The 14,743-nt window shown below is 32.8% G+C and carries 15 protein-coding genes; 9 read left to right on the top strand and 6 right to left on the bottom strand.

Annotated elements, in window-relative coordinates; translation table 11 throughout:
* Window positions 1–5: 5 nt before the first annotated feature.
* The 5 genes from BHF71_RS05555 to BHF71_RS05540 all read left to right on the top strand — a co-directional run bounded on the left by BHF71_RS05555 (window position 6) and on the right by BHF71_RS05540 (window position 3,043).
* Window positions 6–968: a hypothetical protein gene (locus BHF71_RS05555; RefSeq protein WP_069656681.1), complete on the top strand. Its 963-nt coding sequence runs from the start codon at window positions 6–8 to the stop codon at window positions 966–968.
* A 13-nt stretch (window positions 969–981) separates the two neighbouring features.
* Complete coding sequence (locus tag BHF71_RS05550) at window positions 982–1,860, top strand: hypothetical protein (protein ID WP_141705333.1); 879 nt, start codon at window positions 982–984, stop codon at window positions 1,858–1,860.
* A gap of 74 nt (window positions 1,861–1,934) precedes the next feature.
* The gene (locus BHF71_RS12065) at window positions 1,935–2,099 is read left to right on the top strand and encodes a hypothetical protein (RefSeq protein WP_176717315.1); all 165 of its coding nucleotides are present in this window, start codon (window positions 1,935–1,937) and stop codon (window positions 2,097–2,099) included.
* A 48-nt stretch (window positions 2,100–2,147) separates the two neighbouring features.
* Window positions 2,148–2,561, top strand: coding sequence for a hypothetical protein (locus BHF71_RS05545; RefSeq protein WP_069656679.1), 414 nt, complete (start codon window positions 2,148–2,150; stop codon window positions 2,559–2,561).
* Window positions 2,558–3,043 carry a hypothetical protein gene (locus tag BHF71_RS05540; protein ID WP_069656678.1) on the top strand — a complete coding sequence of 162 codons (486 nt, stop codon included), beginning with the start codon at window positions 2,558–2,560 and terminating at the stop codon, window positions 3,041–3,043. The genes BHF71_RS05545 and BHF71_RS05540 overlap by 4 nt, the downstream gene beginning before the upstream one ends.
* Here the strand turns inward: BHF71_RS05540 and BHF71_RS05535 are convergent.
* Genes BHF71_RS05535 through BHF71_RS05515 form a run of 5 tightly spaced genes read right to left on the bottom strand, consistent with a single transcriptional unit; the run spans window position 3,009 to window position 8,195 of the window.
* Complete coding sequence (locus BHF71_RS05535; protein WP_069656677.1) at window positions 3,009–4,088, bottom strand: GerAB/ArcD/ProY family transporter; 1,080 nt, start codon at window positions 4,086–4,088, stop codon at window positions 3,009–3,011. The genes BHF71_RS05540 and BHF71_RS05535 overlap by 35 nt on opposite strands.
* 16 nt (window positions 4,089–4,104) lie before the next feature.
* Window positions 4,105–5,199, bottom strand: coding sequence for a GerAB/ArcD/ProY family transporter (locus BHF71_RS05530; RefSeq protein WP_069656676.1), 1,095 nt, complete (start codon window positions 5,197–5,199; stop codon window positions 4,105–4,107).
* Between the two features lie 27 nt (window positions 5,200–5,226).
* A complete protein-coding gene (locus BHF71_RS05525) occupies window positions 5,227–5,451 on the bottom strand; it encodes a hypothetical protein (RefSeq protein ID WP_069656675.1) in 225 nt (74 codons plus the stop codon).
* Between the two features lie 12 nt (window positions 5,452–5,463).
* A complete protein-coding gene (locus tag BHF71_RS05520; protein ID WP_069656674.1) occupies window positions 5,464–6,636 on the bottom strand; it encodes a Ger(x)C family spore germination protein in 1,173 nt (390 codons plus the stop codon).
* Between the two features lie 5 nt (window positions 6,637–6,641).
* A complete protein-coding gene (locus BHF71_RS05515; protein WP_069656673.1) occupies window positions 6,642–8,195 on the bottom strand; it encodes a spore germination protein in 1,554 nt (517 codons plus the stop codon).
* A 171-nt stretch (window positions 8,196–8,366) separates the two neighbouring features.
* Between BHF71_RS05515 and BHF71_RS05510 the strand changes: the two genes are divergently transcribed.
* From BHF71_RS05510 to BHF71_RS05495, 4 genes are all read left to right on the top strand, one after another.
* Window positions 8,367–9,941, top strand: coding sequence for a hypothetical protein (locus BHF71_RS05510; protein WP_069656672.1), 1,575 nt, complete (start codon window positions 8,367–8,369; stop codon window positions 9,939–9,941).
* Between the two features lie 85 nt (window positions 9,942–10,026).
* Complete coding sequence (locus tag BHF71_RS05505; RefSeq protein ID WP_069656696.1) at window positions 10,027–10,959, top strand: DMT family transporter; 933 nt, start codon at window positions 10,027–10,029, stop codon at window positions 10,957–10,959.
* 37 nt (window positions 10,960–10,996) lie between these two features.
* Window positions 10,997–12,283, top strand: a complete 1,287-nt coding sequence (locus tag BHF71_RS05500; protein WP_069656671.1) for a glycoside hydrolase family 18 protein — start codon at window positions 10,997–10,999, stop codon at window positions 12,281–12,283.
* A 149-nt stretch (window positions 12,284–12,432) separates the two neighbouring features.
* Window positions 12,433–14,445 carry an oxidoreductase gene (locus BHF71_RS05495; protein WP_069656670.1) on the top strand — a complete coding sequence of 671 codons (2,013 nt, stop codon included), beginning with the start codon at window positions 12,433–12,435 and terminating at the stop codon, window positions 14,443–14,445.
* A 71-nt stretch (window positions 14,446–14,516) separates the two neighbouring features.
* Here BHF71_RS05495 and BHF71_RS12295 read toward each other — a convergent pair.
* Window positions 14,517–14,743, bottom strand: a 227-nt coding sequence (locus tag BHF71_RS12295; protein WP_084024272.1) for a transposase, incomplete at its 5' end; no start/stop codon positions are given.

Raw genomic sequence — 14,743 nt, 5'->3', positions numbered from 1 at the left:
ATTTTTTGCTTTATCTATTTGATAAAACTGTTTATATGCTCGTCTATTCTGGGTTAATAATTGGGGTATGGTTATTGATTTTCCCTATCATTTATCCGTTTATAAACAGAAGAAAAATGATCGAAAGATTTAGGTTTCAAAGAAGTGAAAAAAAGAAAAGAATATGGAAAAATAATTTTATTCGCCACCTAGAAATGCTTTTATCTGTAACCCTTAACGCCAATTCTTCCTATTCATTAGTGACTTTTATCTTTATCTCATTAACTTTCTTTTTGGCCAGTTATGTATTAACCCTTAGCTTAGGTAATCAGGTTATTATAAATTTTTTGATTTCAATGGGAGTAGGACTAATTCCTTATCTATTATTGTTGTTAAAACTACATAATATTAGAGTAAATACCAGCTATGAGGCTGAAACGTTAATAACGGAGCTGATAAATCAGTATAAGATTAATTATTTAAATATGATAGAAGCCATTGATCAAACGATACCGAGATTAAAAAAACAACCATATTCTAAAAAAGCGCTGTTTAGATTGAGTTTAGCTGTCAAACAGTATGGCGATGTGGAAGAATTAGAAGAAATCATTCAAGAATTTAATTTTTCGATCGATACAAGTTGGTCACTTCTATTGGCGAATAATTTATTTTTAAGTATTGAATATGGTGATGACGTCCAAGTAGCTTTGGAGGACATAATTGACGAGTTAAAGGATTTAAAAAATATCAATGAAAAAAATAAGCAATATAATCATGAAACATTTTTAATGATTAAATATATAGCTCCAGGAACATATTTGTTTAGTGTTTATGCAATGTTTCAATTCTTTGGCTTTACGACTGAAAAATTTATCGAGTATCAATTTAAAAATAATTTGGGGATGAAATTATTTATATTAGTTGTATTCCTCATTTTAATAAATTTTATAGTTTATTTGTTTATTAAAAGACCAAAGAATGATTTTTAATGGGGGTGATCAATTGGAATATCGCTTATTATATCTTGTTGTTTTAAATGTATTAGGTATATTTGCTATAAATTTATTTTGGAATAGTAAAAGATCAAATACTAATCTTACGGTACATATAAGGAAAAATAGATTCGAAAAAATTGTTGATCAACTGAGAAGAGGTATAGATGAAGATGAAGTAACCAAAATATTTGTACAAGCTGGTTGGAAATTAACTGCATTACAATATCAGGCAATTAGGTATTTCTTGTTTGTTATTTGGATGTTCCTTACTTATGTACTTTTTTGGATAAAACATGAAATATATCCACTAAATCAAGTTATCTTTGGAGCGTTTATCTTTATCATATCATCTCCTACTTTGACTTTTGGTGGCAAGAAGACCCCGTTTAATTACGTTTTAGATTTTTTTATCAAACGTAATAAGAAGAAAAAAAACATGGAAATCTACAGAACTATTGCTCAATTTAAAAATATGATCATCACCAATAAAGATAATCCTATAGGATCAGATTTTATCTTAGAACAGCTACGAAAATTCACCAACGTGATCAGACCAGAATTTAATAAAATGATATTCCTTTGGAGTATGGGGAAAAAAGAGGAGGGGTGCGATTATTTTGCAAATGCAATAGGTACTAAGGAAGCTTTTGAATTAGCAAGCTTTTTTAGAAAGTTGGATCAGTTAAATCCCTATGAGTTGAACAATCAAATCGTCTTATTACAGGAAGTTATTAAAAGGGAGCGAGAAACAACAAGACTAAAATCAGACGAAAATATAAGTAATCTGATATATCTACTTGTGGTAATTACTAATATGGTAGTCATGATAAATTTTGTAATTATAGTATATTATTTAGAATTTATTCAATTAATGCGTTTCTTTTAATCAATCACTATACCTTAAATACAGATATGGATGATTGAAATATTAAAATTTTTGGTAGTTGGGAGGTGTTGAAAATGAAACAGTTAATTGTCACTATTGCCTTGATAATCTTAGGTGTATATATTTCTAATGTATTAATTTTGGATGAGAATACAGGAAATAGTTTAAAAAATGCTGGCAAGGTAATAGCTGATCAAATGATAAATGACGTGAACTTAGTGCAGGGAAATTCACAATAACACCAAAGGGGACTATTTGTCCCCTTTTCCGTTTAGGAGGTTACCATTATGAAAGAGTACATAGTTGGATTTTCTGTTTTTCTAATATTAATGTTTTTCCCATTGCAATGGGCCATTAATCAAATAAACCATTACAAAATTCAAACCTTTAATAATATCGTTAATAACGCAGCCCAAAAGGCTAGAACAGATGGTTACTTTAAAGAATATAACATCAATGAACTAAAAACCAAAATAGAGGATGCATTACATATAGATCAATCTCAAATTCGTATCAATGTAACAACAACACCTAAATATAGATTTGATGAGTTTGATCAAAGGGAAATGATCAGTTATGAAATCGGTATCCCGATCGAGAAGATTATTGCTATGCATCGATTTTTTGGGATAGATGAAGAAAAAAATAAGTTTGAATATATTGTAAGTGGAGAGGTTGCAAGTGAGTTGTTATCGCCGTGAAAGCTTATATAATCGGTGTTGCAATGTTTGTAGTTTTTATATCATTCACTATTTTCCAACAGGATTATAATTTGTATCAAGAGCATTTGTATAACCTTAAGTTTGTTGCAGAGGAAAGTGCTGCATCAGCTGCTCAATATATTGATGTTGATAATTATGCTGAAGGCAAGATAATTTTCAATCGCCTAGAAGGGATTGAAGCGGCAGAATATCTGATCATTAAACAGTTAAAACTAGATAAAAATTTCATGCCATTATCCAATAGTTATTGGCATGAAAGAATTGATTATAGGATTAATTTTTTTGACGAATCTAATTCAGTCTTTCCATTCCTTTATGAAAATAGTGAAAATAACTTTGTACTAACTATATCCAATCCTACTGTAGTGATTACTATTAATGCTGGTGAACCACGCTATAGGTTATTTAATTCCTTAACCGATGCAATCATGATCGCCGTCTATGAATGGAAAGGTAGATAAGGAAAAGTAGAACAGGAATCAATAATTCAAAAATCAATGCATAATAAGGCCAAGTTTTGAAGGCAAAATCTCTCATTTGAATTATGTCATCGAATATAAATAGAGACAAAGCTAAAATAATAGCGCTTGTTGGGATCACAAATGGCCTATAATCTATTTGATTAAAGAGATCAGCAAAGCCAATGATCGCTGAATAGGCTAAAATACTAAGTTTAGCAAATACGCTGATAACCCAGATTAACATTACTGATGCATCTATTCGCTCAAAAAAACCAAGCACGTTTATTAAACGGACGACATCATTTAAGGGATACAAACTCATTTCACGGGCATCATTTAGAATTGCAGTATCAAAGATTACAAGAATTATTCCAAATATTACAACAAATAAGGAGCTAATAAATACGACTTTTTTTGATGATTTGGTTTTATTTAAATGGGGAAAGATCACACAAAATGCGATCAATTCACCGTAGGGAAATGCTAATATAGTTAATGCGCCGTTCAAAATAGGTTTGATTCCATTTTCTGCGATAGGCAAAAGAAATTCGAAATTATATTCTTTCCATAATAAAACATAAACTAGCAAAAGTAATGTAGGAATTACAGGAATCATTATTAGTCCAGCCCTGGCTACGACTTCAATACCTAAATTAGTTGCATAGATAATCGTCAACATCAAAAAAAGGATAAGAATAAATGGTTCAGTTCGCTGGTAATACAATGAAGACATTAATCCTCCAAAATATGCAAGTGTGTTTGAAGCTAAATGGATAAAAAACCAAAGATAAAGAATATTTACTAATCGTCCCAATATTGGTCCTAGGATTTTTCTTTGATATTGAAAGAGATTTAGTTTTGGAAATTGTTGATAAAAATAATAGTAAAATAGCAATAGAAAACTCCCGCTAGTTCCTCCAATAATCAAGGCGATCCATGAGTCGCGTTTTGTTGATGGTGCGCCACCCATGATAATCGATGTGCCTAACAAAAAGCCGATGATTAGTAAACCTAATTGTAGATTTGAAATCGATTGTTTATTCATGATCATTCTCCACTGACTATCTATTATTTTTCAATTTGTTATTTTTAAATATTAATGTTATTAATAAAATAATTGGAATTAGTAATTCAAAGACTAATGAATAGAATGGCCAAGTACTAAAGGCAAAGGCATTCATTTCGACAATGTTATTATAAAGGAAATATGAAAGGGTCATAACCAGTGAGCTTACAGGTAGCACAATTGGACGATAGTCCTCAATTTCAAATGTATCTCGAAACCCGATGATGGCTGCAAAAACTAATATGCTCAATTTAGAAAAGACACTTATTACCCAGATTAACATTACAAAGGCATCAATTCGTTCCAAAAAGCCAAGAACATTCACCAAACGGACAATATCTACAAAGGGAAACATGCTATTTTCTCTGATGCTACCAAGAATAAGAATATTCAACATTGTGGATATAGTACCAAATATCATCATTATGAATAGGGTAGAAATAAAAATTTTTTTTGTTTTATTTTTATTACCTTGCTTTATGTAAGGAAAAAGTGCCCCAAAGGCGATTGTTTCTCCAAATGGAAAGGTAAAGATCCCTAATGACCCAGACAATATAGGTTTGATCCCATTTTCACCGATGGGTAATAAATTTTCCAAATTATATTCTTTCCACAATAATGAATAGATGATTACAAGAGAAATAGGGATTATTGGTATTAAAATCTGTTCGGTTCTTGCTATTGCTTCGATCCCAACATAAATGGCATATGTAATGGCTACCATTAAAAACAAACCTATAACGACCGGACTAGTTGTCGGATAAAAGGTCGAACACATGAAAAACCAAAAGTTTGTTAATACGATAGCAGCTAAATGGACAAAAAACCAGATATAGAGGTAATTAATAAGTTTACCTAACTTCTTACCTAAAAGTTTTTGTTGATATTGAAAGATAGTTAATTCGGGAAATCGTTGATAAAAATAGTAAAATAATATGAACAAGGAAATCCCTGAAGTTCCACCGATTATTACAGTTATCCAAGAATCCTGTTTAGCTTCAGGGGAGGTTGACAGAATAATGGATGTACCAAATAGAAACCCAATTATTAAGATACTAAATTGCAAAGGTGATACTGTTTGTTTATTCATCATCTAACCACCATTATCTGTAAGTAACTATTTGCCAAAGAAAAACGTGTGTATTGGTTGAAACCAAGCGTTGAGCCAATTAGTAGGGTTGAATTTTTGCCAGTTAAAAAATTCAGCTAAAATAATAAATAATCCAATTGTGAAGATTATTGATGTTTGTTTTAAAATTTTCCACTGTTTTTTTTTTACTAAAGGTAAACTATTTATTAACCATAAAATCACAAAACTTGTAATGATCGAAACCAACTTCATTTTCCACTCTCCTTATTTAGGGATCACAGGGTTACTAGTGATTCCAGTATGTGTAACCAAAGATTTTACCTCTATCTCTACTTCTAAATTTGTAAAGAGATCATCCCAATTTTTCTTATTTTTTTTCCAAAATCGTGGATACTTTCGTCGGAAAGCCTCACCAAAACCAAAGATGTCACTTTGAAACTCTTTTTGTGCTAATTTTATTGTTTCCTCAATCCTATATTTTATATCTTCAGCTTGTTTTTGTTCTAACTTAGTTATTGTTTTAGGGTCTTGCAAATCATCTTTACAATTGTATTCTGTGATAGAGCTTTTGGCTTCTATTTTTACTAATACTTTAGGTTTGCCATCAATTAATTTCGGGATAATTTTCCTTTTAGTATTAAGCACTAAGAAGGAAGTGTGGTTTTTCACCTCATCTGATTCCTCTTCTGTTGCTTTTTCATCACTACCTTCGCAAAACGTAGTGATATTACCACCTTCTAAACTTTGAAGGAGCCATAAGAAACCACGTGATGTTTTATCATCCATAATTCCTATTAATTTGTCCTTTTTAAATACCCCTGAACCATAGTAAGAGATGTAATTATCTTTCACTTTAAAAAGTGGAACAACCAAAGACCTTCCTTCATATCGCATATAAATTACTAGCTCTTTTAAGCGGATTATTGGGCCGTAGGATAATCTTTGGAAATTGTACAATAGATCATCAATACCTGTTGTTGATATATCTTCAATCGGTAATTCCGCATTAAGAACATCTTTTGCAGTTGTTTTTGACAATATCACCCAATTACTACGACGAATTTGAGTTTCACGATCAAAGTAATCTAGAAATGGGGTAATTCCTCTCTCTGCTAATTTTTTCCCAAAGATAATAACCTGATTATGACCTAAATAAATTTCTTTTGGCAGTCGTTGCGAAAAACGACGCATTGTATCATGTAGGCTTTTTCCTCGCATTGTGATTTGAGTTACAGTTTCACCTTTAGGTTTCATAGTTAAAGCATCCGGATTGATGAGCTGCAGAGTAACTTCAATTGGTTTGTCACCTTCAACATAGTCGACACCAATACCAACAACAATGGATAGATCATTAACTTCATGACTATGACAACCAACTAAAGATAAAGTTAGCGTTAATGTCAAAATTACTAGTAATAATTTTTTTATTGTGGTCATAAAGCTCACTCCGATTTTTGGGGTGGATTAGGTCGATCTTCATTTTGCCTAACTTGATTAACGGTTTCAGTTGCTAAAGGGCGTTTTTCCATTTGCCACCACGGAAAACGAAGTAAATAATCCTTCCAATCGCTTAGACTAAATGGGGCTAATGGTGTGAGATAAGGTATGCCGAATGAACGAAGTGAAACCACATGTATCACTAAAAATAGCATTGAAATTAAAACGCCATAAAGACCTAGGATAGCTGCAAAAGTCATGATTAAAAATCGAAGGACCCGTAAGGATATTGCCAAATTAAAAGCAGGGATTGAGAAAGATGCGACGGCTGTAACTGATACAACAATAACCATTGCTGGGCTTACTAATCCGGCTTCAACGGCAGCTTGACCGATAACTAAAGCACCAACGATGCTTACTGCCGATCCAACCGTCTTTGGAAGACGTAAACCAGCTTCGCGTAATAATTCAAATGCTAATTCCATCATTAGAGCCTCAATATAAGATGGAAAAGGCACAGGATCCCTACCGCCTATAATACTCATCAACAGTTTTGTTGGAATCATTTCCTGATGGAACGTAGTAATTGCAATATAAAACGATGGTAAAAATAAGGCAATAATAAAAGCAAACAAACGTAATATTCGTACAAAGAAAGCAAAATAAAAGCTTTCATAATAATCATCACTAGTATTAAGAAAGTGAATTAGAATTGTTGGAACCAACAAAACATTTGGCGATCCATCAACTATAATCGCAATTCTACCTTCCAAAATATTTGCTGCCACCTTATCTGGGCGTTCTGTATATTGGATAGTGGGAAAAATCGAAAATGGTCCATCTTCGATCATCTCTTCGATATAATTACTATCTAATATCGAATCAACATCAATTTTTCTCAATCGACTTCTAACTTCCTCGACTAGGCTTGGTTTTACTACTCCATCAAGGTAAGATATAACGACGTCGGTTTTTGTTAATTTGCCTAACTTAAAGGCTTCCATTTTTAATTGTGGTGTCTTGATCCTTCTTCTTATTAGAGCTGTATTTGTTCTAATACTTTCGATAAAGCCCTCTTTTGGACCTCTAACGGTACTTTCGGACTCTGGTTCAGTAATATTTCGTGAGTCCCAGCCTTTTTCACTGAACACATAGGCAAATCGGAGTTTATCAATAAAAAGAGCGATTTCACCGGATAAAATAAGGTCAAAAACCTCTTGCATATTGGAAATAGTTTTCATATCGGCGATCGCAAAAACATCGATAATAGTCTCTTCAAAATTATCTTGAATATCAATGTTCCTTAATCTGTTAATTGGTTCAATTAAGTATTCGTTAATTTCCCCTGTTTTTACCAACCCATCGATATAGACAATAATGGCGGGTAAGTTATTCTTACCGATGGAGATTTCCCTATATATAACATCACTACAATTGTTGAAAGTAGATTTGATTTTCTTTTTTGTTTTGTTTACATCACTCGTAATTGGAATTTCTACTTTTTCTGATTTCTGATTATTTAGCAATTTACTCTTTCTTTTTTTAAACAATTTCCACATCGCTACCAGACCACTTCCTCATCTACTTAGAAGTTAGTATGACATTAATAATGGTAATTTATGCACTTTAGAAATCAAAATTAGTTCAGAATTAGAAGGATATTCTCCAAGTGAAATAGAATTGTTGATAAATTGGTAAAATTAAGAATAATTTTGTTGGGGTGTGAGAAGATGTTAAAAATCGCTAGACAAAATAGTAAATTTAGAGCGATATATCTACCTATTCTAATTACTATAATCTTAATAGGAATCTTATTGTATAGAAATATTCAATCAGAATTAACCTTACCTGATACGAATTGGAGTAGGGATGTAACCTTGCCTATGACTACTATGAATGCCCTACCGTTTGTTAGAGAAGATGCTAATGGTGTTCATATATATGGAAAAGAAGGAAGGAGAGTTAAGCATTTAGTTTTAAAAGATGGTTTGCGAGTTAAAATGGAGTCATCAATCGAGATCGATTTACCGCCACTTAAACCTTTTTGGGCTAAAAATGAAAGGTTGGTCTATATTAAAGACGGTGAACTATTTTTATTTAGTGAAGGGATCGAAAAAAGTCTTTATCAAAATGTAAATGGGATGGTTGCCAAGGAAGATTTGGTTATTTTTTGGCAAGATACTAATTTGTTTAAGTTAGATGCACAAGATTTTTCTGTTATTCCAATTGGCTCAACAAACGATAGGATAGACTCTGTAATAATAAATCAAGATTCTCCTGCTAACTTTATTGTCATAACTAAATCGGATATGAATAGAATACAATTGACATTTTATCGATTGAAAGATAACAATACTTATAATCAAATTTCATTGCTCACTATGACTGAATATCCTGGAGAAAAAATAACCGGGTTTCAGTTTGTTAGCAATGAAAAAGAAATAGATATCATTTATACAACATATAGTGTTAAGCAAGGGGTAGTTACTTATCGAGCTTATTTTACTAAAGCAATGTTAAATAATCTAAGTGATATTCCGCCATTTACAAATATTGAAGTTATAGATGAGCAATATATGGTAAAACTTAAAAATCCTAAGCATATACAACTTTCGCTTGAAGATGATGTACCTACCATACTGTTAGCGGTCAATGGGTATTTAACACCCAAAAAAAGAGCGGTTAATATATACGAAGCTAAAAATATTGATGGAAAATGGGTTGCTAATAAAAGGAGTAAGACCGCCAGAATGTCCGTTCGACCCTTTTGGTTAGATTATGGAAATATATTATGGTTAGATTTTATTTCAACTAAAGAATACCAATTAAAAGGGAGTAGTACCAATCCGATAACTATTGAGGAAAGCCAAAGGATTAACTATAATGATTGGATGAATGCTTTGGCTAATACTTTACTTTCTTTAACAGCTTCATTGGTGATAATTTTAAATTCAATATTATGGATGGTACCAACAGCATTTTTTATTACAGTAATATCTTTTATTGATATCACATTATTAGAGCGAGATGTAAAATGGATTAAGAAAACAGCAATTATTTTATATCTTACTACCCAGCTTTTTGTTGTAAAAGGAATATTCTCTGCGACATTTAACGTTTTTGCACCATCATTTTTAGCATTTAGAGGTAATTCATTTATTATTCCTTTAGGCTTAGCGGTAGTAACTTACATGATAACTAAATATGCAAAAAATGACGATTGGGAACCTATACATGAAATCAGCTATTTTATGTTAGTAAATGTTTGGTTATTTACTATCTTAATTGGACCATATACAATATAAAAGCTGATATGTAACATTATTTTGTTTAGACCTCTTACTTTTAGTAAGTGGTCTAAATATGTTTAAGGCGGAGGGAAGTTCTAGAATGCATAATAATAAAATTTTAGCATTAATAGCGATTTTAATAACCGTTATTTTGTGGGGATTATCTTTTATAAGTATAAAGATTTCTTTGGAAGTATTATCGCCGATGACACTTGCTCTTTTGAGATTTTTGATTTCATCTTTAATTCTAATGATAATTATTAAAATGAAGGAACCAAAGACCAAATTAAATAGAAAAGATATTCCGAAAATGATTATGGCAGGACTAGTGGGTTTAACTGCATATTATTTTTTTGAGAATAATGGTATAAAATTAATCACAGCTTCCGCAGCTGCAATTATTATAGCTACTATACCTATTTTTTCATTAGTAGCCGAGGCAATCGTATATAAAAGTAAGATGTCAACAAGTAAAGTAATTAGTGTTTTAATCTCTTTAGTTGGAGTATATTTTTTAGTCGGAGGTAATATTAAAGAGTTGATTTCTTCTGGTACTGGTATGGGGTATTTGTTGATGTTTGGTGCTGTATTTTCATGGATTATTTATAATATATTAACGAAATCTCTCTTTGAAAAATATTCTCAACTTGCGATTGTATATTATCAAACGATTTATGGGACAGTTTTTTTTATACCCTTTGTTTTATTCGAAACTACTGATTGGACAGGAATTAATTTAACTATAATTTTAAATGTTGTTTACTTAGGGATATTTTGTTCTGCAATTGGATATTACCTTTATGTTTATGCTTTAGAGTATTTAGATGTTGCCCTAACATCATTGTACTTAAATTTCATACCTTTAGTAACAGTTATTGGGAGTTTTTATATTTTGAATGAGAAGATTAATTTTGATCAGGTATTAGGAGGAATACTAATCGTTTTTTCTGTATTTATTGTTACTTGGCAATCCGCTACTGAATCTAAAGAAGCTAAACAAATATCTTGCACCCAATTGACACTCAAAGAATAGGATGATAGGAGAGTGTCATAAAGGGAGGAAGATAAATTTGCAAATCCATGTTGTTCAGAGGGGTCAAACATTAAGTGGGATAGCACAAGCATATAGTACAACTTGGCAAAAAATCGCAACAGCAAATCAACTTCCCGATCCCAATCAATTAGTTATAGGTCAAGCCTTGGTCATTCCAATTGAGGGGAAATATCACTGGGTTCAACCAGGAGAATCATTATGGTCAATAGCCCACCTCTACAATATCGACCCCCGGGAATTAGCGAGAATTAATGGAATTTCGTATTGGGGGATATTGATGATCGGGCAGAGGCTATATATTCCACCAGGTCCCAAACCCGCCATTGAAGTTAACGGATATATTGAATCATTTGAAAAAGTAACTGAGAAACAAAAACAAGAAGTAAAGAATCTTGCTTCATATTTAACCTATTTAGCACCTTTTAGTTTTCAAGCTAATCGGGATGGCACTTTAACTCCGCCACCATTAAATGATTTACCAAATATCGCTAAAGCCAATGGAATAACGAATATACTGGTTGTTACAAATCAAGAAAAAGGCCAGTTTAGCAAAGAACTTGCCCATGTTATCTTGACCGATCAAGAAATCTCCAATAAATTGCTACAAAATATCATTAATACTGCTAATCAACTCGGTTTTAAGGATGTTCACTTTGATTTTGAATTTATAGATCCAGCTGATACACAAGCATATAATCGATTCTTACTTAAAGCCAAAAATGTATTGAAAAAATCAGGTTTTATGTTGTCTACTGCTTTAGCTCCAAAAATTAGTAAAGAGCAAAAAGGGGCTTGGTATACAGCTCATGATTATGAAGCTCATGGTAAGATTGTTGATTTTGTGGTTTTAATGACTTATGAATGGGGATATACCTATAGTACTCCCCAGCCTGTTAGCCCCATAGGACCTGTTACACAAGTGGTTAATTATGCTTTAACTGAGATGCCAGCAAAAAAAATATTATTGGGGCAGAATATGTATGGTTATGACTGGAAGGAACCGTTTAAATATGGTGGAGAGGCCGCTAAGGCGTTGAGTCCTCAGCAGGCAATTGAACTTGCTAAACGTGAGAATGTAGCGATTAAATATGATTATAAAGCTCAAGCTCCATACTTTAAATATGTAGATAAAGATGGACAGAAGCATGAAGTCTGGTTCGAAGATGCAAGAAGTATTCAGGCTAAATTTGATCTAATTAAAATAATGGGACTTCGGGGAATAAGTTATTGGAAGTTAGGCTTGTCTTTTCCACAGAATTGGTTGTTATTACAGGATAACTTCAAAATAATAAAGAGAAGATAAAATTAATGATTGCTCAGGAGTAGGACCCTCTTGAGCTTTTATTATTTTATATTTGAATGAGTCTTCATTCAAATTGATGAAGGATTTCAGGGAACGATGTAGAAATATTAGAAAATAAATAAAATTCCGAAAAAAACAGGAGGATAACAATGTTAAGAAAGATCTGGAATCCAATAAAAATAAGAAATTTAGAGTTACCTAATAGAATTATCATGGGATCAATGCATTTAGGAATAGAAGGCAGTGATAATGGTTTAAAAAAGATGATTGCTTTTTATCGTGAGAGAGCTGTAGGAAATGTTGGACTAATTATTACAGGAGGGATTGCTGTAAATAAAGAGGGTGCAGGTGGTGGGAATTTTCTGTATCTCGATGAAGATAAAACAATTGAAGAATTTGCACAATTGACAGACGCCATTCACCAAGTAGGAGGTAGGATTGCCGCTCAATTATTTCACGCGGGACGATATGCTGTTAAACGAGGAACCGGCTTAGATCCAGTAGCACCTTCACCTTTACAAGCTCCTATTAATGAGACGCCTCCAAGGGAGTTATCCCATGATGAAATCGTACAAACGATAGATGATTTTGTTCAATCCGCAAGACGAGCAAAAATGGCTGGATTTGATGCTATTGAGATAATGGGATCCGAAGGGTACCTAATCAACCAGTTTTTATCACCAGTTACTAATATGAGAACAGATGAATGGGGAGGAAATTTTAAGCGAAGGGCTCGTTTTGGAATAGAAATTGTGGAAAAGATAAGACAGCAGGTTGGAGAAGATTATCCAATATTATTTAGAATGTCAGGATTGGATTTGGTGTCTAATTCTACGACTATGGAGGAGACTGTCCAGTTTGCTAAATGGTTAGAAAAAGCAGGTGTTGATGTACTAAACGTAGGGATTGGTTGGCATGAGTCAAAAATACCGACGATTGCAATGTTTGTTCCTAGGGGGTCTTATACTTGGGTAGCAGGAAAAATTCGTGAATATGTAAATATTCCAGTGGTAGCAAGTAATCGAATCAATCGTCCTGAATTAGCAGAGGAAATCCTTCTAAAGGGGCAAGCAGATCTTGTTTCAATGGCTCGTCCATTTTTGGCTGATCCTTACCTTTTAATGAAGGCGAAAGAAGATAGATTACCAGAGATTAAAACATGTGTGGCCTGTAATCAAGCTTGTCTTGACCATGTTTTTTCAGGGAAAGCAGTATCTTGCGTTGTAAATCCTTCGGCAGGACGAGAGTGGCTCGAAGAATGGAAGATTAAAGTGGTTAATAATAAAGAGGATAAGAAAAAGATTGCAGTAATAGGTGCAGGGCCAGCCGGACTTGAAGCTTCTCGGGTATTAGCAGAACGTGGACATCAAGTGACTTTATTTGAGAGAAACCCACATATAGGTGGCCAACTTCATTATGCAAGAGTAATTCCAGGAAAAGAGGAATGGGGTGAAACGATAGACTATTATCAACACCAACTTGAAAAATTGGGTGTAGAGATAAAATTAAACAAGGAAGTTGCAGCTAAAAATTTGATTCAGGAGAAATATGATCACATAATGGTAGCTACTGGTAGTAAGATGAAAATACCAGATATTAAGGGAATTAATTCATCAAATGTGACAACTTATCTTGATATCTTAGAAAATAAAACTATCGTCGGGAAAGATGTTGTTATCATTGGTGCAGGAGGAATTGCAGTAGATATATCTCATTTACTACTTGAAAAAACTTTTACACCAGAAATAGTTCGTTATCTATTAGAATATCAAGTATTGGATAATAAAGATGCTTTCAAGCTAATACAATCAAATAGAACGATAACGATTATGAGGAGAAAAGGTAAGATTGGAGCAGGTTTGGGACGTACAACACGCTGGGCAGTACTTAGTCGATTAAAATACAATGGGGTAAATATGCTTACTGGAGTCGAATATAAAGAGATAACTGAAGAAGGAATATTGATTCGTTATCAAGATGAAGATAGATTTTTAGCGGCTGATACAGTGATTTTAGCTACAGGACAAGTAGAGAATAATGTACTATATAAAGAACTAAAACAATATGTTTCCGTCTCTGTTATCGGTGGAGCAAAGGCGGTTGGAGAATTAGATGCCAAGAAAGCCATTTATGAAGGAGCTCAAATTGGCAGATTGATTTAGTAGAAAATGTTCTGACATCTAAAAAGCATCAGATATTCGATATATCTGATGCTTCAGACTGAAGACTAACCTCATGCTAAATTACCTAGTATGAGGTTATTTTTGTCAAAAATGCTTAAAATCTTGGATGAAATAAAAAATTGAGAGCGATTCGGACGTCTCTTCCACGTCCAATTCGCTAGCTTTTTCAAATTCATGGCAGCAAAAACTAACATCGCCTGCATCGAGACTTTTTTCAAACCTCTTAACGTAGTCCAACGCAAACCATGTTTCTCTTTCATATCTGCAAATACTCTTT

The sequence above is a fragment of the Vulcanibacillus modesticaldus genome (assembly GCF_001730235.1).
In the GTDB taxonomy this organism is placed as follows: Bacteria; Bacillota; Bacilli; order Tepidibacillales; family Tepidibacillaceae; genus Vulcanibacillus; species Vulcanibacillus modesticaldus.
This window is presented reverse-complemented; position numbering and strand designations above follow the sequence as displayed.